This is a genomic window from Streptomyces sp. NPDC016640 (assembly GCF_043076215.1).
GTDB lineage: Bacteria > Actinomycetota > Actinomycetes > Streptomycetales > Streptomycetaceae > Streptomyces.
This window is the reverse complement of record NZ_JBIBRG010000027.1, coordinates 14777-34256: the sequence shown is the minus strand read 5'-3', so window position 1 is coordinate 34256 and position 19480 is coordinate 14777. Positions and strand designations below refer to the sequence as shown.

Here is a 19480-nt window from a genome sequence, read left to right as displayed (position 1 = left end):
CGTGTGGGCGTTCGCGCTGGGCTGGGCGCTGCTGGCCGGCGCGGTCGGCTTCATCTACTTCTGGAAGGCTGAGGAGAGCTACGGCCGTGGCTGACCACACCGACAAGCGCACCGACCGTCGCACCGACGGGAAGACCCCCACCGTCATCGCCGACGGCGTCGACATCGTCTACCGGGTCAACGGCACCGGCGCCGGCCGCGGCACCGCCACCGCCGCCCTCAACCGCATGCTGCGCCGCAGGCAGACCGAGAAGGCCTCCGGGGTGCGCCGGGTGCACGCCGTGCGGAACGTGTCCTTCGTGGCGTACCGGGGCGAGGCGATCGGGCTCATCGGCACCAACGGCTCGGGCAAGTCGACCCTGCTCAAGGCCGTGGCCGGTCTGCTCCCGGTGGAGAACGGCCGCATCTACACCGACGGCCAGCCCTCCCTGCTCGGCGTCAACGCCGCGCTGATGGGCGACCTGACCGGTGAGCGCAACGTCCATCTCGGCGGGCTCGCCATGGGCATGTCCCGCGAGGAGATCCGGGAGCGCTACCAGGACATCGTCGACTTCTCCGGGATCAACGACAAGGGCGACTTCATCACCCTGCCGATGCGCACCTACTCCTCCGGCATGGCCGCCCGGCTGCGCTTCTCCATCGCCGCCGCCAAGGACCACGACGTCCTGCTCGTCGACGAGGCGCTGGCCACCGGCGACCGCTCCTTCCAGAAGCGGTCCGAGGCCCGCATCCGGGAGCTGCGCAAGCGGGCCGGGACCGTGTTCCTGGTCAGCCACAACAACAAGTCCATCCGCGACACCTGCGACCGCGTGCTGTGGCTGGAGCGGGGCGAGCTGCGCATGGACGGGCCGACCGACGAGGTGCTCAGGGAGTACGAGGCCTTCACCGGCGGCACGGACAAGGCCGACCCCAAGGCCCGCACACCGCAGCCGAAGCCGAAGCCCCGGGCGGCCCCCCGGACCGACCCCGAGAGGGACCCCGGGACGGACCCCGAGGCCGACCCGGAGGGAGCGAAGGCCGCACTGCCCTCGTGAGGGTCCCGCCCGCGCGCCCCGCGCCCACTTCGTCGTATTGATGTCAATATGACCGAAGAGGTCCGTCCGGAGCGGCGACGAGAAGGTGAAGGAGCCCCGCGATGCCCGAGCTCAGCGTCATCGTCCACGGGCCGAACACCCAGGACCGCCTGACCGGCCTCCTCGGCTCCCTCACCGCGCACCCCCTCCCGGACACCGAGATCGTCGTCGCCGCCGTCGGCGACTGGGCGCACCGGACGGCGCGGCGGCACGCCCCGCACGTCCAGGTGCTCCCGCTGCCCGAGGGCACGTCCGACGCGGTGGCCCGGGCGGCGGGGGCCGCGCGGGCCACCGGCCGCTGGCTGCACTTCGTCCGCTCCAAGGACGGCGTGCCGCCCGGCAGTCCGCGCACGCTCGCCGGACGTCTCGCCGGGTTCCCCGGCACCGTCGACGTCCTGCTCCTGGACCACCTCCGCAGCACCTGGCGCAGCTCCGGACTGCCCTCGGCCGACGGCCCCCTGCTCGCCCGCGCGGACCGCCCCGGCCTCACCCTCGACGACAACGCCCACCTGCTGCGCCTGACACCGCTGCTCGGCACCCGCGTCCTGCGCGCCGGCTTCTGGCGGGCCCACGAGGAGCGGCTCACCACCGACGACGAAGCGCACACCGCCCTCGCCGTCCTCCTGTTCGCCGACCGGCTCACCGCCCTGCCCCACATCGCCTACGAGGACCGCCGGCTGCGGCCCGCCGGCCTCCCCCCGGTCACCCCCGAACAGCGTTACGCCCTGGTCGACCGCTACGAGCGCCTCCTGGACCTGACCCGCGAGCGCCCCGCCGTCCACACCGCGCTCTACGACATCATGGTCCGCGACTGCCTGCGCGCCTTCGCCCGCGGCGGCATGCCCGACGACGTGGCCCGGGAGTTCTTCCACCGCGCCTCGACCGCCGCCCTGCGCCACCGCCCCGAGGGCCACCGGCACCCCGCCGGCCTCGAAGGCGTCCGCCGCTCCCTCCTCGAAGAGGGCGCCTACACCAGGTACCGGGCCTTCCAGCGGGCCAACCGCACCCGCCGCGCCGTGCGGTCCACGGTGCGCACCGGCACGCGCCGGCTCGCCGCCCGGGTCCGCGACCAGCGGTACCGCCGGGCGCTGCGCCGCCCGGTCGACCCGTGTCTGGCGGTGTTCGCCGCGTACTGGAACCGCGGCGTCGCCTGCAACCCGGCCGCCGTCGCCGCCAAGCTCGCCGAACTCGCCCCGCACATCCACCCGGTGTGGGTGGTGACCGCCGAGAACGCGGCCCTGCTCCCGCCCGGCACCGACCACGTCGTCCCCGGCACCCGCCGCTACGGGGAGGTGCTCGCCACCGCGAAGTACCTCGTCAACAACGTCAACTTCCCGAACGCGGTGGTCAAACGCCCCGACGCGGTCCACCTCCAGACCCACCACGGCACGCCCCTCAAGCGCATGGGCGTGGACCAGATGCCCTACCCGGCCGCCGCCCGGGGCCTGGACTTCGCCGCCCTGCTGGAGCGCGTGGACAAGTGGGACTACAGCGTCTCCGCCAACAGCCACACCACCCGGATGTGGGAGCGGGCCTACCCCTCCCGGTACGTCTCGCTGGACTACGGCTATCCGCGCAACGACGTCTTCTACACGGCCGGCGCCGACGACATCCGCGCGGTCCGCGACCGCCTCGGCATCCCGCCCGGCCGCCGGGCCGTGCTGTACGCGCCCACGCACCGCGACTACGAGGCCGGCTGGACCCCGCGCCTGGACCTCGCCGCGCTCGCCGACCGCCTCGGCGAGGACACCGTCCTGCTGGTGCGCGGCCACTACTTCTACAACGGTGCCGCCTCCCTCCCGGCCGGGCCGCGCCACTGCGGCCGCATCGTCGACGTCTCCTCCTACGAGCCGGTCGAGGAGCTGTGCCTGGCCGCCGACGCCCTGGTCACGGACTACTCGTCGATCATGTTCGACTACGCCAACCTCGACCGCCCGCTGATCATCCACGCCGACGACTGGGAGACGTACCGCACCACGCGCGGCGTCTACTTCGACCTGATGGCCGAGGCGCCCGGCCCGGTGGCCCGCACCCAGGAGGAGCTGACCGGGATCCTCACCACCGACGCCTGGCGCGACGAGCGCGCGGCCAAGGCCCGGGCCGCCTTCCGGCGCCGGTTCTGCGAGTACGACGACGGGCGCGCCGCCGAACGCGTCGTGCGCCGGGTCTTCCTCGGCCAGGACGAGACGTCGCTGCCGCCGGTGCTGCCGCTCGAGCAGCGCACCCCGGCGCCGAGCCCCGAGGAGGCATGCCCGCCATGACCACCGCCGGCACCCCCGACGTCACCGTCACGGTGATCGTGCACAACGACGCCCCGCGCCTTCCCCGCGCGGTGGAGTCCGTCCGCCGCCAGACCCACCGCAACCTCGAGATCGTCATCAGCGACGACCACTCGACGGACGACACGCCCCGGGTGGCGCGGGCGCTGGCGGCCGCCGACCCGCGGGTGAGGTACCTGCGGCTGCCGGCGAACAGCGGCGGGTGCAGCGCACCCCGCAACCGCGCCCTGGAGATCGCGCGGGCCCCCTACCTGATGTTCCTCGACAGCGACGACGAACTCACCGGCAACGCGGTCGAACTGCTGCTCGCCGCGCACCGCGAACGCGACATCGACTTCGCGATGGGCGCGGTGCGGCGGATCCGGGTGGACACCGGCCGCCGCTCCACCTGGATGCCGCACCTGGTGCGCGAGCGCCGCACCCTGGACGGCATCGAGGCCGACCCCCGGCTGTTCTTCGAGCACCTGGCGACCGGCAAGATGTACGCCCGCGCCTTCCTCGACCGGCACGAACTGCGCTTCCCCGAGGGCATCCACTACGAGGACCAGCTGTTCTCGGCCCGGGCGTACTGCCTGGCGAAACGGTTCACCGTCGTCCCGGAGCCGGTCTACCTCTGGTACGTCGCCCCGTACGCGGCCTCCGGCGCGGCCTCCATCTCCAACCAGCGGCACCTGCTCACCAACGTCCGCGACCGGATCCACGTGCAGCGCCTGATCGACGCGTTCCTGGCCGAGAGCGGGCACGAGGCGCTGCGCGAGGACAAGGACCACAAGTTCCTCAAGCACGACTTCCGGATGTACGCGGGCGACCTGCCCTACCGGGGGGAGGAGTGGCTGGAGACCTTCGCGGACCTGGTGAACCCCTATCTGGCGACGCTGTCGCCGGGTGCCTGCGCCCGGCTGCCGCGCGCCGAACGGGTGGTGCTCCGGCTGATCCGCGACCGCCGTCTGGCCGAGGCCCGGACGGCCGCCCGGGACCTGGCCCACGGCGTCGCCCCCCGGCGGGTGACCACGGACACGGACGGCCGCACCTACTGGGGCGGGCACGTCCCCGGGTCCGCCGACGCCCGCCGCGAACTGGACCTGACCGACCTGGAGCTGCACGCCGGCCCGTTCTCCGCCGCCCGGTTCCGCCACGAGATCACGGAGATCACCCGCGGCCCGGGTGCCTGCGTCGACCTGACCGTACGGACGTACGACCCGGCCCTGCGCCTCCCGGTCGGCCCGCAGCGCGCGAGCCTCCTCGTCTCCCCCGGCCGGCGCCGCCTCACCGTCCCCTTCCGGCTCTCCCCCGTCCGCCCCGGTGTCTTCGAGGGCCGGGTCCGTCTCGACGCGGCGACCGCGCGCCTCCCGCTGCACGGCTTCGCCGGGGTGCGGCATCCGATGGTCCGCCTGACCTGCCGGGGCCGGGCCAACAGGGGCATCCTGCTGGCCCCGCTCGCCTTCCCGTCCCTGACCGCCCGCGTCCCCTACCGCTCGGGCGTCTGTCCGCACCGGCTCACCGTCGAACCGGAGGGCCACGCCCCGGGCCGGCTGCAACTGCGCTGGGAACCGGTGGGCCTCACGGCGGCCGTCCTGCGCCCGGTGGCCCGGCGGCTGGACCGCCCGGGGGTGCGCCGCGCGGCCCGTCTGGTGGCGGGCGCGCTGCGGTGAGGCGAGGGGCGGGCGCGGCGGCTCACGGCACCGCGTAGAGCACCTGCCCGTCCGGGCCGCGGGCCACCGGGCGCAGTCCGGCGGCCTCCAGGGCGCCGGCCCGGGCCACCACCCACCGCACCCCGTACTCCCGCTCCGTCTCCCGCCGCACCGACCGCGGTGTCCGCTGCGCGAAGTACGCCGCCGTGGCCCTCCTGCGGCGTTCCTCGTCCGGCAGGAAGAAGTCGGGGTAGCCGGGGGCGACCGTGTAGGGGCCGTACGCCGGGATCTGGCGGGCCGGGCGGCCCTCGGCCATGACCACGTCGCCGTACCGCACCCACGGCGTGATCCAGTGGTATCCCGTCCACGGCGGCCGGTACCGGTCCGCCACGGCGGCCGGCAGGGCCCCGCGCGGGACGACGTAGCCGAGCGTCCCGGACTGCGCCCACCCGCCGATCAGCAGCGCCCCGGTGAGCAGGGCCGCCCAGCCGGCGCGCAGCCGGCGGTGCCCCGCGCCGACCGCCTCCAGCGCCGCCGCGAGCTGGGCCGGGACGACGACGGCGGGCAGTGCCCGCCCCCACGAGTAGTGGCCGCTCAGCCAGCCCGCCGCGACGACCAGCACCCCCAGCGCGAAGAAGACCACCAGCGGGTCCCGCCGCCCGCGCCGCCACCGCGGGACCAGCGCGGCCACACCGAGCAGCACCAGCGCGTACCGCGCGACCGGGTCCCCGTACAGCACCCGGTGCACCGGCTCCAGCGCGTCCCCGGCACCGGACAGTGCGAAGAAGTCGTAGTACGGCCACGCCCACAGCACCACCACCCCCGCCAGCAGCCCGGCGGCGGGCCGCGGCAGCGCGGACCGCCCGGGCGGCGTCCCGATCACCGTGGCGGCCGCGCCCACCGTGGCCACCACGCCCGAGAACTGGTGGCAGAGCAGGATCACCGCCCACAGCACCCCCAGCCCGAGCCACGCGCCCCACCCGGCCGCGCCGCGCAGCGCCCGCGTCAGCCACGCCCAGAGGTGGAAGGCGAGCCCGAGGGTGAAGGTGCTCGGGTAGGAGACGGTCAGGGCGAGCGAGTTGAGCCCCGGGAAGCCGCTCCACAGGAACGGCGTCGTGCCCCACAGGAGCAGCAGGCTCAGCAGGGCGAGCGCGGGCGCGGTCCGGTGCGCGCTCAGCGTCCGCACGTACCGGCCGAGGCCCGTCACCAGCAGCAGGAGTCCGGCCGCGGCGGCCAGGCGCAGGACCGCGAACACCGGCAGCCCCGTCAGCCGGGCGACGGTGCCGAGCAGCAGCGTCCACGGCGAGTAGTACGGGCTCGGCGTGTCCGCGTCGACCAGGGGGTTGCCGGGATCGAGCGGGCCGTGCCGGAGGCGCTGCAGGGTCGCCGCGTGCACGCCGAGGTCACCGGCCCACGGCAGCCGCACGATCACCAGGACCAGCAGGGCCAGCAGGAGTCCGGCGAGGGTCCATGCCGTCGTCCGGCCCGCGGCCGGGAGACGGCCGGCGGCGCGGCGGGCGCCGCTCCCTCCGGGCACGGCGGATGACAACAGGGGGGCAGTCACACACAAGGCATAGCCCGTGACGGCGCGCCCTCACCGGATCGCCCGCCGATGCCCACCCAAGGCACCACAACCCGGGACACCGCGACCGGCGCGAGGGGCGCCCCGGCCCCGACGGCCCGGAACGCCCCTCGCCCGCGTGGTGCGGATCCGCGGTCTACGAGTGCGACCGCAGCAGCGTCCGCATGGTCCGCATCGCCACCGACAGGTTGGCGAGGTCGAACGCGTCGGAGCCGTGGATCTCCTCCAGCGTGGTGCGGGCCCGGCTCAGCAGCGCCGCGTTCTTCCGCTCCCACGCCGCGAACCGCTGCTGGGGCGTCGACGAGCCGTCGCCCTCCGCCAGGACGTCCGCGGTCACCGCCGCGTGCGCCGCGTACAGGTCCTCGCGGATCGCCGCGCGGGCCATGGACTGCCAGCGGTCGGCGCGCGGCAGCTCGATGATGCGGTCCATCAGCCGGGTGATGCGCAGCCGGTCGGCGAGGTCGTAGTACACCTCGGCGACGTCCAGCGGCTCCTTGTCCGTCCGGTCGGCCACCGACACGATGTCGAGCGTGGGGAAGGCGGAGGAGAACCCGGCCACGCGGGTGGCCAGTTCGTCCGGGACGCCGACGCCGCTCAGCTCGTCGTAGATCTTCTGGTACCAGTCCAGGTCCGCGCCGCGCAGCAGCTTCGGCAGCTGCGACCAGACCTGCTCGACGCGCTCGGCGAAGAAGTCCACCGTCTGCGCCAGCTCCAGCGGCTGCGGCCGGTTGTTGAGCAGCCAGCGCGTACCGCGCTCCACCAGCCGGCGCGAGTGCAGCCGGATCCGGGTCTGGACCTCCGCCGCGACCTCGTTGTCGAGGGCCTCGACCATGTCCCACACCACCGAGGAGCGGAAGATCGCGCGGGCCGCGGTCTGCGCCCGGACGATCTCCTCGAGCGAGGCGCCGGTCTCCTCCCGCAGCCGGTGCAGATACGTCGTACCGCCCGTGTTGACGGTGTCGTTGACCAGCACGGTCGTGGTGATCTCGCGGCGCAGCGGGTGGCCGTCGATGTGCTCGGGGAACTGCTCGCGCAGCGCCGTCGGGAAGTAGGCGTGCAGCAGCACCTTCAGATACGGGTCGTCGGGCAGCGTGGTGTGCAGCAGCTCCTCGGCGACCGTGATCTTCGTGTACGCCATCAGCACGGCCGTCTCCGGGCCGGTCAGGCCCCGCCCGGAGGCGAGCCGCTCGCGGATCTGGCGGTCGGTGGGCAGGAACTCCAGGGCCCGGTCGAGGTGGCCCTCGCGCACCATGTGCTTCATGAAGCGCTGCTGGGCGTGGAGCATGTCCGCGGACTGGGCCAGCGCGTTGGAGATGGCGGTGTTCTGCGCGTAGTTGTTGCGCAGCACCAGCCGGCCGACCTCGTCGGTCATCCCGGCGAGCAGCTTGTTGCGCTGCTTGACCGTCATGTCGCCGTCCGTGACCAGGCCGTTGAGCAGGATCTTGATGTTCACCTCGTGGTCGGAGGTGTCCACGCCCGCGCTGTTGTCGATGGCGTCGGTGTTGATCCGGCCGCCGTGCAGCGCGAACTCGATCCGGCCGAGCTGGGTCAGGCCCAGGTTGCCGCCCTCGCCGACGACCTTGACGCGCAGCTCCGCGCCGTCCACCCGGATGACGTCGTTGGCCTTGTCGCCGACGTCGGCGTTGGACTCGCTCGAGGCCTTGACGTACGTGCCGATGCCGCCGTTCCACAGCAGGTCCACCGGCGCCTTGAGGATCGCCTTCATCAGGTCGGCCGGGGTCATCTTGGTGACGCCGGGCTCGATGCCGAGGGCCTCGCGGATCTGCGAGTTGACCGGGATGGCCTTGGCGCTGCGCGGGAAGATCCCGCCGCCGGCCGACAGCAGCCCGGTGTCGTAGTCGGCCCAGGAGCTGCGCGGCAGCTCGAACAGACGGCGGCGCTCGGCGTAGGAGACGGCCGCGTCCGGGTTCGGGTCGATGACGATGTGCCGGTGGTCGAAGGCGGCGACCAGGCGGATGTGCTCGCTGAGCAGCATGCCGTTGCCGAACACGTCACCGGACATGTCGCCGATGCCGACGACCGTGAAGTCCTGGGTCTGGGTGTCCACGCCCAGCTCCCGGAAGTGCCGCTTGACGGACTCCCAGGCGCCCCGGGCGGTGATGCCCATGCCCTTGTGGTCGTAGCCCGCGCTTCCGCCGGAGGCGAAGGCGTCGCCGAGCCAGAAGTCGTAGGACCGGGCGACGTCGTTGGCGATGTCGGAGAAGGTCGCGGTGCCCTTGTCGGCGGCGACGACGAGGTAGGTGTCGTCCTCGTCGTGCCGGACGACGTCCGCCGGGGGCACGACCTCGCCGGCCACCATGTTGTCGGTGATGTCGAGCAGCGCCGAGATGAACGTCCGGTAGGCGGCGACGCCCTCCGCCATCCACGCGTCCCGGTCCACCGACGGGTCCGGGAGCTGCTTGGCGACGAAGCCGCCCTTGGCGCCGACCGGCACGATGACGGTGTTCTTCACCATCTGCGCCTTGACCAGGCCCAGGATCTCGGTGCGGAAGTCCTCCCGGCGGTCCGACCAGCGCAGACCACCGCGCGCGACCTTGCCGAAGCGCAGGTGCACGCCCTCGACGCGCGGCGAGTACACCCAGATCTCGAACGCCGGGCGCGGCGCCGGCAGGTCGGGGATGGCCTGCGGGTCGAACTTCATGGAGACGTAGTCGTGCGGCGTGCCGCTGCTCGTCTCCTGGAAGAAGTTGGTGCGCAGCGTCGCCTTGATGACGGTGAGGAAGGAGCGCAGGATGCGGTCCTCGTCCAGCGAGGCCACCTGGTCGAGCGCGGCGTCGACCTCCTCCAGCAGCGCGTCCACCAGTTCGTGCCCGGCGCGCTGCCGGCCCGGCGACATCCGGGCCTCGAACAGGGAAACGAGCAGCCGGGTGGTGTGGACGTTGGTGCGGAGGGTGTCCTCCATGTAGTCCTGGCTGAAGGTGGAGTTCGCCTGGCGCAGGTACTTGGCGTACGCCCGCAGCACCATGGCCTGGCGCCAGGTCAGCCCGGCGCCCAGCACCAGCGCGTTGAAGCCGTCGTTCTCCGCCTTGCCGGTCCAGGACGCCTCGAAGGCGTCCTGGAACCGCTCCCGGGCGTCGTCGCCGAGGTGGTCGGCGGCGCCGGCCACCTTGGGCATCCGCAGGCCGAAGTCGTAGATCCAGGCCACGCTGCGGTCCGCGCACCGCAGCTCGTACGGCCGCTCGTCGACGACCTCGACGCCGAGCCGCTGGAGCACGGGCAGCACCGCGGAGAGGGAGACGGCCTCCCCCTTGCGGTAGATCTTGAAGCGGCGCTCCCCGGGGCCCGCGCCCACCGGCTCGTACAGGCTGAGCGCGAAGTCCCGCTCCTCGTCGAGCTCCTCGAGGCGGACCAGGTCGGCCACCGCGCCGCGCGGGGAGTGGTCGGCCTTGTAGCCCTCGGCGAAGGCGCCCGCGTAGCGGCGCAGCAGCTCGGCGGCGCGCTCCTCGCCCAGTTCGGCGTTCAGCGCCTCGGCGAAGCCGTCGGCCCAGGAGCGGGCGGCCTCCACGAGCCGGGCCTCGATGCGCTCCTTGTCGGTGTCGGACAGCTCCGGGAGTTCGGTGCCCTGCGGGACGCGGACCACGAAGTGCAGCCGGGAGAGGACCGACTCGGTGTTCCAGGCGGTGAAGTCGACGCTGATGCCGCCGAGCTCCTCCTTGAGGATGTCGATGATCCTCAGGCGCACACCGGTGGTGTAGCGGTCGCGCGGCAGGTAGACGAGGGCGGAGTAGTAGCGCCCGTACTCGTCCTGGCGCAGGTAGAGCCGCAGCCGGCGGCGCTCCTGGAGGTAGAGCACCGAGGTGACGATGGACTGCAGCTCGCCGGCCGGGGTCTGGAACAGCTCGTCGCGCGGGTAGGTCTCCAGGATCTGCAGCAGGTCGCGCCCGTCGTGGCTGTGCGGCGAGAAGCCGGCGCGCTCCAGCACCTCCTCGACCTTGCGCCGGATCACCGGCACCCGGCGCACGGACTCGGTGTAGGCGGCGGACGAGAACAGTCCGAGGAAGCGGCGCTCACCGACCACGTTGCCGTCGGCGTCGAACTTCTTGACGCCGATGTAGTCCAGGTACGACGGCCGGTGCACGGTGGCCCGGCTGTTCGCCTTGGTCAGCACCAGCAGCTTGTGCTCGCGCGCCTTGGCGCGGGCGTCGGCGGGCAGCCGCTCGAAGGACGGGCTGACGGGGTGGCTCTCGTCCTCGGCGTGGTGCGGGTCGGAGCGCAGTATGCCGAGGCCGGTGCCGGGGACGGCGCCCAGCGAGTCGTCCTCGCGCAGCTGGTACTCGCGGTAGCCGAGGAAGGTGAAGTGGTCGTCGGCCAGCCAGCGCAGCAGCTCGCGGGCCTCCTCGACCTGCGGTGCGGGGAGGTCGGCGGGGACGGGCTCACCGGGCAGCGCCTCGGCCAGCTGGGTCGCGGCCTCGCGCATCTTGCCCCAGTCCTCGACGGCCTCGCGGACGTCGGACAGGACGCGCAGCAGGTCGGCGGTGATCTGCTTGAGGTCGCCGCGGTCGCTCTCGCGGTCGGTCTCCACGTGGATCCAGGACTCGACGTGCGCGTCGTGCGGCAGGTCGCGCACGTCGCGCGGGAGGTCACCGCCGGCCGGGGTGTCGAGCACCTCGATCAGCTTGCCGGCGACGTCCCGGCGGACCACGACCTGCGGGTGGATGACGACGTGGATGCCGCGGCCCTGGCGGGTCAGCTCGTTGGTGACGGAGTCGACCAGGAAGGGCATGTCGTCGGTGACGATCTCCACGACGGAGTGGCTGCAGGTCCAGCCGTTCTCCTCGATGCTCGGGGTGTGGACCCGGACGTTGGCCGTGCCCTGGGGACGGCTCCCGGCGAGCCGGTAGTGCGAGAAGGCGGCCCCGAAGACGTCGACCGGATCGCGGTCGGTCAGGTCCTCCGGGGCGGTGTGCAGGTAGTAGCGCTGGAGGAACGCGAGCAGGGAGTCCCGATCGGGTGCGTCCTCGTCCGTCGACCCGGTCGGTAGTTTGCCCCCGGCCGGGCTGTTCTCAGCTACCCAGGCGGCCCTCTCGAGCAGCTCGGCCTTGGCTTCGTCCAGCTTGGTCTGCATGGTCCTCTGGCTCCTGTCGCGCGCCGTTGCGTGACGTAGAAGGAAGTACGGTCTCCGGCCTTGTGGTGCGGTGGTACGACACGGGGTGTCCGGTCTGCGCCGCTGTCATGCCGCAAGGTGAGATGAACGGGGGGTTTTCGGCCGCGTCCGACGCGCCCGACGGGTGTGACACCGCTCTCCGCGACGTCTGCCCCCGAGGGGTGCGCCGCGTCCCGAGCCGCCCGCGAAGACCAGCGACCGCCACCCGGTCACGGATGTCGTCCGTGCTCTCCGGGCGCACAGCGGGGACACCGGGGCCCCCGCGAACTATCGCGCTGATCACGCCACCAAGGCTATCGCTCTCCGCAGGGGCCCCGTCATGAGCCGTATGTGTACAAAAGCGGGGCCGGAACTTTGACGTTCTGCACAGTGCGCCCGCGTCCGGATCCGGACGTTCCGGTGGTCAGGCCGCCGCCAGGCGTTCCGCCTCCGCCACGGCTTCCCGCAGGGTGTCCACCACCGGGACCCCGACCGCCTCCAGTCCGGCCCGGCCGTGGGAGCCGCCGGTGTAGAGGACGGCCCGCGCTCCCACGTGCCGCGCGGCCAGCGCGTCGTCGGCCGCGTCACCGATCACCACGGTGCGCGCCGGGTCCACTCCGGTCAGCGCGCCGAGGTGGCGCACCATGTGCTCGGCCTTGCCGCCCCCGGACGGGCCGGTCCGCCCGTCGACGCGTATGAAGTGCGCCTCGATGCCGAAGCCCCGCACCAGCGGGACCAGGTCCTCGTGCCCGTACAGGCTGAGGATCGACTGGCTGCGTCCCGCCGACACCCACCCCGCCAGCAGGTCCACCACGCCCTCGGCGAGCCCGCAGCGCACCCGGTGCTCCGCGTAGTGGCGGTGGAAGGTGGTGTCCATCAGCTCCCACTCGGCCCGGCTCGGCAGCCGCCCCATCAACCGCTCGTAGAACCTCGGCACCGGTACGCAGTACAGCTCCCGGTACCGCTCCAGCGTGATCGGCTCCAGGCCCAGCTCGGCGAACGCCGCGTTCGTCGCCCCGATGACCGCGTCGACATCGTGGAACAGCGTGCCGTTCCAGTCCCAGACGATGTGCGCGCCCGTGTGCGTCCCCATGCCCGAGAACGTACCTCTCCCCGCCGGCAATCAGGAGCACGGCGGCTCAGCCCACCAGGTTGGGGATCTCCTGCGTGGCGTACCAGAGCAGTTCGTGGTCCTCGGCGCCGTCCACCACGAACCGCGCGTCGTCGTCCCCGCCGTCCGCCGCGGGCAGCGCGTCCGCGGCGGCCGCCACGTCGGCCTCCGCGTCCGCCGCGTCCACGTGCACCGCGGCCGCCCTGGCCAGCCGTACGGCGCCGGCGACCCGCACCTCACCGAGCGCGGCCGGGTCGAGGCCCCGGTCCGGGTCGGGTGAGGCCGTGCCGTCGGCCACGTCCACGGCGACCACGACCCGGCGCCGCGGCGCACCGGGGTCCGCCGCCAGCATCCGCAGCGAGGCCAGCGCGGCGCGGCCGAGCGCGGCGTACTCCAGTTCCTCGATGTCGTCGGAGAGGTACCACTCGCGCAGCGCGGGCGTCACGGCGTAGGCGAGGAAGGGGCCGTCCCCCAGCTCACCCGTCGTGTACGCCGCGGCGAGCCCGGGGAGGGTCAGGGGGACGTAGACGCGCATGTCGGCCGCTTTCGTGGTGGTCCGCAGGGGTCATCAGGATACGTACGGGTGTCCCCCATCGGGTTCCCGCCCGTACCCCCGGATGCGTCCACATCCGTCCGGAGATTCACCCGGCTCACCCGCTCCCCCGGGGGCCGGAACGGTCCCGAGTCACCCGGATAAGTGAATTCCCCGACCCCCCGGACCCGCTCGCGCCCTCCTTGCCGACGGCCCCCGCCGCCCCGTACAAGGTCCCCAAGCACGAAGTTACCGCCCGGTATCCCCGGCTCCCCCGCTGGTCCGGGCCCGTCGAACGGGGTCCCCATGCACAAGGTCATGACCAGGGCGCAGCACCGCCCCGGAACCCGTCCCCCCGCCCGCCACGACCCACGCCGCCCCGGCGCCGCCGCTCCACCCCGCACACCGGCCGGCCGGCCCGCCCCCGCTCCGGCCCCCGCAGGAGGCCACCCCGCAACCCGGCAGCCCGCTCCCCGGCCCACCGCGGCGGGAGGCCCCGCCCCGGTCCTCGGCACCGCCGGGGGCACCGCTCCCGGGCTGCTCCGCCAGGGAGGCCGTCCGTCCCCGGCCACGCCCCGCGTCGGCACCACACCGCCCCGCGTCCCCACCGGCGGGACGGCTCCCGCGCTCCCGGCCGGCGGGGGGCGCCGGCCGGGCACCGCCGCCGGCTCCACCGGGCCCGCCGACAACCGCCCGGCGTCCCGGACGGCCCGGGGCCGGCGGCCGGCCGCCCACCCGGCCCCGTCGTCCCCCAGCGCCCCCGCGCCGGTCCCCCGCCCGGACCGGTACGCCCGCCGGCCCGTCGTCCCCCAGCCCCGGCCCACCGACCGGTTCGCCGAGTTGCTCCTCGCCGTCCTCAGCGGTCAGCGCCCCGTGCACGCCATGCTGCGGCACACCGCCGGACGGGCCTACGACGAACTGGTCCACCTCGCCGAGAGCGGGCCCCTGCGCACCCGCGGTGCCCGCCCCGTCGTACGGGACATCGGCTGGTTCGAGCCCCGCGAGGGCGCCATCGAGGCGTTCGCCCGGATCGGCGCCGGGGACAGACTGCGCGCCATGGCGTTCCGGCTGGAGCAGGGCCGGGACCTGCGCTGGCGCTGCACCGCGGTCGAACTGGGCGGGCCCCGCCCGCACCGCGCGAACGCCCGCTGAGCGCATCCGGTACGCCCGAGGGCCGGGCACCCCGCGGTGCCCGGCCCTCGGCCTGCTTGCGTCGGCTCCTCCGGGGAGCGGTACTCACTTCTTGCGGCGGCGCCCGCTCTTCGCCTGCTTGCGGCGCTCCGCGCGCGTGAGACCGTCCGCCTCGGAGCGCACCGGCTCCTCGTCGGTGGCGAAGTCGCCCTCGACGGTGCCGCCCTCGCCGTCCACCGTCGGCGCGGAGAAGTGCAGGTTCCGCCGCTGCGGGGCGTCGAGTCCCTTGGCCCGGATCTCGGGGCGGGGCCCCGCCTGCGCGGGCACCGCGTCCTGGACCACCGGCTCCGCCGGCTCGGCCTCCTCGACCGGGACCTCCTCGACCTGCTGCTCGACCTGGACCTCCAGGTTGAACAGGTAGCCGACGGACTCCTCCTTGATGCCGTCCATCATCGCGGTGAACATGTCGAAGCCCTCGCGCTGGTACTCGACCAGCGGGTCCTTCTGCGCCATCGCGCGCAGACCGATGCCCTCCTGGAGGTAGTCCATCTCGTAGAGGTGCTCGCGCCACTTGCGGTCCAGGACCGACAGCACGACCCGGCGCTCCAGCTCACGCATGATCTCCGGGCCGAGCTGGGCCTCACGGGCCTCGTACTGGGCGCGGATGTCGTCCTTGACGGACTCGGAGATGAACTCGGCCGTCAGCCCCGCCCGGTCGCCGGCCGCCTCCTCCAGCTCCTCGACGGTGACGCTCACCGGGTAGAGCTGCTTGAACGCGCCCCACAACCGGTCCAGGTCCCAGTCCTCGGGGAAGCCCTCGGCGGTCTCGGCCTGGATGTAGGCGTCGATGGTGTCGTCCATGAAGTGCTGGATCTGCTCGTGCAGGTCCTCGCCCTCCAGCACGCGGCGGCGCTCGCCGTAGATGACCTCGCGCTGCCGGTTCATGACTTCGTCGTACTTCAGGACGTTCTTACGGGTCTCGAAGTTCTGCGTCTCGACCTGCGACTGGGCGGAGGCGATCGCGCGCGTGACCATCTTGTTCTCGATGGGCACGTCGTCCGGCACGTTCGCCATCGACATCACGCGCTCGACCATCTGGGCCTTGAACAGACGCATCAGGTCGTCACCGAGCGAGAGGTAGAAGCGGGACTCGCCGGGGTCGCCCTGACGGCCGGAACGACCGCGCAGCTGGTTGTCGATCCGCCGCGACTCGTGCCGCTCGGTGCCGAGGACGTAGAGGCCGCCGCTCTTCTCGACCTCGTCCTTCTCGGCCTTGACCGCTTCCTCGGCCCGCTTGAGCGCCTCGGGCAGGGCGTGCGCCCACTCCTCGATGTGCTCCTCGGGGTCGAGGCCGCGCTGGCGCAGCTCCGCCTCGGCGAGGTCCTCGGGGTTGCCGCCGAGCTTGATGTCGGTACCGCGGCCGGCCATGTTGGTGGCCACGGTGACGCTGCCCTTGCGGCCGGCCTGGGCGACGATCTGCGCCTCGCGCTCGTGGTGCTTGGCGTTCAGCACCTCGTGCTGGATGCCGCGCTTGCTGAGCTGCTGCGAGAGGTACTCGGACTTCTCCACCGAGGTGGTGCCGACGAGGATCGGCTGGCCCTTGCGGTGCTTCTCCTCGATGTCGTCGACGACCGCCTCGAACTTGGCGACCTCGGTGCGGTAGATCAGGTCCGACTGGTCCTTGCGGACCATCGGCCGGTTGGTCGGGATGGGCACCACGCCGAGCTTGTAGATCTGGTGGAACTCCGCGGCCTCGGTCATCGCCGTACCGGTCATGCCGCACAGGCCCGGCAGTTCCTTGCCGTCGTGGTCGTGGCGCTTGTAGAGGCGGAAGAAGTTCTGCAGCGTGATCGTGGCGAGCGTCTGGTTCTCGTCCTTGATCGGCACCGCCTCCTTCGCCTCGATGGCCTGGTGCATGCCCTCGTTGTAGCGGCGGCCGGCGAGGATGCGGCCGGTGTGCTCGTCCACGATCATGACTTCGTCGTCGATGAGGACGTAGTCCTTGTCGCGCTTGAAGAGTTCCTTGGCCTTGATGGCGTTGTTCAGGTAGCCCACGAGCGGGGTGTTCACCGACTCGTACAGGTTGTCGATGCCCAGCCAGTCCTCGACCTTGGCGACGCCGGACTCGTGGATGGCGACCGTGCGCTTCTTCTCGTCGACGTCGTAGTCGCCGGTCTCCTCGATGCCCTTGAGGGGGTTGCCCGCCTCGCCGCGCTTGAGGCGCTTGACCAGCTTGGCGAAGTCGCCGTACCACTTGGTGGCCTGGTCGGCCGGGCCGGAGATGATCAGCGGCGTACGGGCCTCGTCGATGAGGATGGAGTCGACCTCGTCGACGATGGCGAAGTTGTGGCCGCGCTGGACGAGCTCGTCCTTGGACCACGCCATGTTGTCGCGCAGGTAGTCGAAGCCGAACTCGTTGTTCGTGCCGTAGGTGATGTCGCAGGCGTACTGCTCGCGGCGCTGGGCCGGCGTCATGTTGGCGAGGATGCAGCCGACGCTCAGACCGAGGAAACGGTGGACGCGGCCCATCATCTCGGAGTCGCGCTCGGCCAGGTAGTCGTTGACCGTGATGATGTGGACGCCCGCGCCGGACAGGGCGTTGAGGTACGCGGGCAGGGTGCCGACGAGGGTCTTGCCCTCACCGGTCTTCATCTCGGCCACGTAGCCCATGTGAAGAGCGGCGCCGCCCATCATCTGGACGTCGTAGTGCCGCTGGCCCAGGACGCGCTTGGCGGCCTCGCGGACGGTGGCGAACGCCTCGGGCAGCAGGTCGTCCAGGCTCTCCCCGTCGGCGTACCGCTCCTTGTACTCATCGGTGAGGGCACGCAGCTCGGCGTCGGAGAGGCCTTCGAAGTCCTCTTCGATGGAGTTGACCTGGTCCGCGATGCGGTGCAGCCTGCGCAGGATTTTACCTTCGCCTGCACGCATGATCTTCGAGAGGACGGACACGGGGGTTGGTCTCCTTGCCGGTCGGGCCTGGGACGGTCGGTTTCCGTTTCACTGACTGGGCAACGGCCATCGTATGCGAGGACCCCGCCACGCCGGGAGACCTGCAGTGGGGGTGACCGTCGGCTGCTTGCTGTCCGATTCCACGCCTGCTTCGAAAAGGCCAACGTCCGGGGCCCCCGGATGGTGCCGCGCCGTCCCGGCGAATTGTGCGAAGGGTGATCGTCGCCTCACGCGCGGCGAAAGGGATGGCGCCGCTCACCGCCGCGTGAGCAGAATCGGCCGATGGAACCCGTCACGCTCACCACCGGCCGCCTCCTGCTGCGCACGGTCGGCCCGCAGGACACCGAGGCCGTGTACGCCGTCTGCCAGGATCCCGACATCCAGCGCTGGACCACGATCCCCTCCCCCTACCGGCCCGAGCACGCGCGGGGCTTCACGGAGCAGATGGTCCCCGACGGCTGGGCGAGCGGTTCGATGTTCACCTTCGGCGTCTTCCTGCCCACCGGGGAACTCGCGGGCATGCTCAGCATCACCATGCGCTCCCTGGGGACGGGCGAGATCGGGTTCTGGGGGGCGAGGGAGCACCGCGGCAACGGCTACATCACCGAGGCCGCCCTCGCCGCCTCCCGCTGGGCCTTCACCCGGATGTCGGTCGACCGCGTGGAATGGCGCGCGGAGGTGGGCAACACGGCCTCCCGCGCGGTGGCGGAACGGGCGGGCTTCACCGTGGAGGGCGTCCTGCGTTCCTCGCTCAACAACAAGGGAGTGCTGCGGGACTGCTGGGTGGGCTCCCTGCTCCCGTCCGACCTGGGGCTCTCGTCCACGGCGCCCTATGTGCCGGCGCGGGGGTGAGGTCCCGCCCGCCCGCGATGTCAGTGGCGCCCTCTATCGTGCGGGCGTATGACGACCCTCCCGCGTCCGACCACGGAACTCTCCGCAGACGAGGCCCGCCGCATCGCCCTGCGGGCCCAGGGCTTCCTCGGTGCCCCCGACCGCCGCTCCGGCGTCCGGGGGGTCCTCCGCCACCTGGGCGCGGTGCAGCTCGACACCATCTCCGTCCTCGCCCGCTCCCACGAGCTGATCCCGTACGCCCGTCTGGGCGCCGTGGGGCGCCGGACCGTCGAGGACGCCTACTGGAAGAAGGGGTCCGAGCCGCCGCACGCGTTCGAGTACTGGTCGCACGCCGCGTGCATCCTCCCCGTCGAGGAGTGGCCGCACTTCGCCTTCCGCCGGCGTGCCTACCGCGACCGCCCGCACTGGCACCACGAGCTCCCCGACGGCACCTACGAGCAGGTGATCAAGCAGCTCCGCACCGAAGGCCCCCTCACGGCCACCGAGTTGGGCGGCGCCAAGCGCACCTCCGAGTGGTGGGACTGGTCGGGCACCAAGGTCGCCGTCGAGCGCGCCCTGATGTACGGCGAGGTGGTGTGCGTCGAGCGCCGCGGCTGGAAACGGGTCTACGACCTCGCCGAGCGCGCGATCCCGCAGGCGCTGCTGCACGACGGACTGGACGACGCCGAGTGCCTGCGCCGCCTGGTGGCCCTGGCCGGCCGCGCCCTCGGCGTCGGTACGCGCGCGGACATCGCCGACTACCACCGCCTCAAGGCCGAGCAGGTCGACGCGGTGATCGCCGACTCGGGCCTGGTCCCGGTCACGGTGGCCGGCTGGTCCAAGCCGGCCTGGGCCGATCCGGCCGCCCTCGCGGTCCCGCCGCGCGGCCGGCACCGTACGACCCTGCTGTCCCCGTTCGACTCGCTGGTCTGGGAGCGGGCGCGCACGGAGCGGATCTTCGGCTTCACCCACCGCCTGGAGGCCTACGTCCCCAAGCCCAGGCGGGTGCACGGCTACTTCGCGATGCCCGTGCTCGCCGGCGGCCGGCTCGTCGGCCGCGTCGACCCCGCCCGCGAGGGCCGCACGCTGGTGGCCAAGCAGGTCACGCTGGACGGCGCCAAGGCGGTCCCCGCCGTGGCCCGGGCCCTGGTGGAAGCGGCGGGCTGGGTGGACTGCACCGACGTCCGCGTGGAGCGGGTCGACGCCCCCGAACTGCGGGAGGCCCTGAACCTGGAGCTCGCCCGGGCCGTCGTGTGA

The 19480-nt window shown here is 72.9% G+C and carries 11 protein-coding genes and 1 pseudogene; 7 read left to right on the top strand and 5 right to left on the bottom strand.

What is annotated here, in order from left to right:
• The 4 genes and pseudogenes from ACF07S_RS32975 to ACF07S_RS32960 all read left to right on the top strand — a co-directional run.
• A pseudogene (locus tag ACF07S_RS32975) lies at positions 1 to 94 on the top strand (ABC transporter permease); the annotation flags it as partial.
• The gene (locus ACF07S_RS32970) at positions 87 to 1034 is read left to right on the top strand and encodes an ABC transporter ATP-binding protein (RefSeq protein ID WP_391967260.1); all 948 of its coding nucleotides are present in this window, start codon (positions 87 to 89) and stop codon (positions 1032 to 1034) included. The pseudogene ACF07S_RS32975 and the gene ACF07S_RS32970, both read left to right, overlap by 8 nt.
• A gap of 101 nt (positions 1035 to 1135) precedes the next feature.
• The gene (locus ACF07S_RS32965) at positions 1136 to 3334 is read left to right on the top strand and encodes a CDP-glycerol glycerophosphotransferase family protein (protein WP_391975886.1); all 2199 of its coding nucleotides are present in this window, start codon (positions 1136 to 1138) and stop codon (positions 3332 to 3334) included.
• The gene (locus ACF07S_RS32960; protein ID WP_391967258.1) at positions 3322 to 5004 is read left to right on the top strand and encodes a glycosyltransferase; all 1683 of its coding nucleotides are present in this window, start codon (positions 3322 to 3324) and stop codon (positions 5002 to 5004) included. Before ACF07S_RS32965 ends, ACF07S_RS32960 begins: the two co-directional genes overlap by 13 nt.
• Positions 5005 to 5026: 22 nt before the next feature.
• On the opposite strand, the gene ACF07S_RS32955 is transcribed toward ACF07S_RS32960, so the two are convergent.
• From ACF07S_RS32955 to ACF07S_RS32940, 4 genes are all read right to left on the bottom strand, one after another.
• Positions 5027 to 6547, bottom strand: a complete 1521-nt coding sequence (locus ACF07S_RS32955; RefSeq protein WP_391967257.1) for a hypothetical protein — start codon at positions 6545 to 6547, stop codon at positions 5027 to 5029.
• 154 nt (positions 6548 to 6701) lie between these two features.
• Positions 6702 to 11651 (bottom strand): NAD-glutamate dehydrogenase, encoded by a 4950-nt coding sequence (locus ACF07S_RS32950; RefSeq protein WP_391967256.1) that lies wholly within the window; start codon positions 11649 to 11651, stop codon positions 6702 to 6704.
• 442 nt (positions 11652 to 12093) lie between these two features.
• Positions 12094 to 12762, bottom strand: a complete 669-nt coding sequence (locus ACF07S_RS32945) for an HAD family hydrolase (RefSeq protein WP_391967255.1) — start codon at positions 12760 to 12762, stop codon at positions 12094 to 12096.
• 46 nt (positions 12763 to 12808) lie between these two features.
• Positions 12809 to 13315 carry a DUF6912 family protein gene (locus ACF07S_RS32940; RefSeq protein WP_391967254.1) on the bottom strand — a complete coding sequence of 169 codons (507 nt, stop codon included), beginning with the start codon at positions 13313 to 13315 and terminating at the stop codon, positions 12809 to 12811.
• Between the two features lie 315 nt (positions 13316 to 13630).
• Here ACF07S_RS32940 and ACF07S_RS32935 point away from each other — a divergent pair, with 315 nt between their 5' ends.
• Positions 13631 to 14464: an Rv3235 family protein gene (locus ACF07S_RS32935; protein ID WP_391975885.1), complete on the top strand. Its 834-nt coding sequence runs from the start codon at positions 13631 to 13633 to the stop codon at positions 14462 to 14464.
• Positions 14465 to 14548: 84 nt separating this feature from the next.
• Here ACF07S_RS32935 and secA read toward each other — a convergent pair whose 3' ends face one another.
• A complete protein-coding gene (gene secA / locus ACF07S_RS32930) occupies positions 14549 to 17392 on the bottom strand; it encodes a preprotein translocase subunit SecA (protein ID WP_391967252.1) in 2844 nt (947 codons plus the stop codon).
• A gap of 282 nt (positions 17393 to 17674) precedes the next feature.
• Here secA and ACF07S_RS32925 point away from each other — a divergent pair, with 282 nt between their 5' ends.
• Both ACF07S_RS32925 and ACF07S_RS32920 read left to right on the top strand, forming a co-directional pair.
• Positions 17675 to 18244, top strand: coding sequence for a GNAT family N-acetyltransferase (locus ACF07S_RS32925; protein ID WP_391967251.1), 570 nt, complete (start codon positions 17675 to 17677; stop codon positions 18242 to 18244).
• A 48-nt stretch (positions 18245 to 18292) separates the two neighbouring features.
• Positions 18293 to 19480: a winged helix-turn-helix domain-containing protein gene (locus tag ACF07S_RS32920; RefSeq protein WP_391967250.1), complete on the top strand. Its 1188-nt coding sequence runs from the start codon at positions 18293 to 18295 to the stop codon at positions 19478 to 19480.

Excerpts from the sequence above, each read along its gene's own strand:
- ACF07S_RS32935 (WP_391975885.1), top strand. The coding sequence starts at position 13,631 with ATGACCAGGGCGCAGCACCGCCCCGGAACCCGTCCCCCCGCCCGCCAC.
- ACF07S_RS32920 (WP_391967250.1), top strand. The coding sequence starts at position 18,293 with ATGACGACCCTCCCGCGTCCGACCACGGAACTCTCCGCAGACGAGGCC.
- ACF07S_RS32950 (WP_391967256.1), bottom strand. The coding sequence starts at position 11,651 with ATGCAGACCAAGCTGGACGAAGCCAAGGCCGAGCTGCTCGAGAGGGCC.
- ACF07S_RS32965 (WP_391975886.1), top strand. The coding sequence starts at position 1,136 with ATGCCCGAGCTCAGCGTCATCGTCCACGGGCCGAACACCCAGGACCGC.
- ACF07S_RS32925 (WP_391967251.1), top strand. The coding sequence starts at position 17,675 with ATGGAACCCGTCACGCTCACCACCGGCCGCCTCCTGCTGCGCACGGTC.
- ACF07S_RS32945 (WP_391967255.1), bottom strand. The coding sequence starts at position 12,762 with ATGGGGACGCACACGGGCGCGCACATCGTCTGGGACTGGAACGGCACG.
- ACF07S_RS32940 (WP_391967254.1), bottom strand. The coding sequence starts at position 13,315 with ATGCGCGTCTACGTCCCCCTGACCCTCCCCGGGCTCGCCGCGGCGTAC.
- ACF07S_RS32960 (WP_391967258.1), top strand. The coding sequence starts at position 3,322 with ATGCCCGCCATGACCACCGCCGGCACCCCCGACGTCACCGTCACGGTG.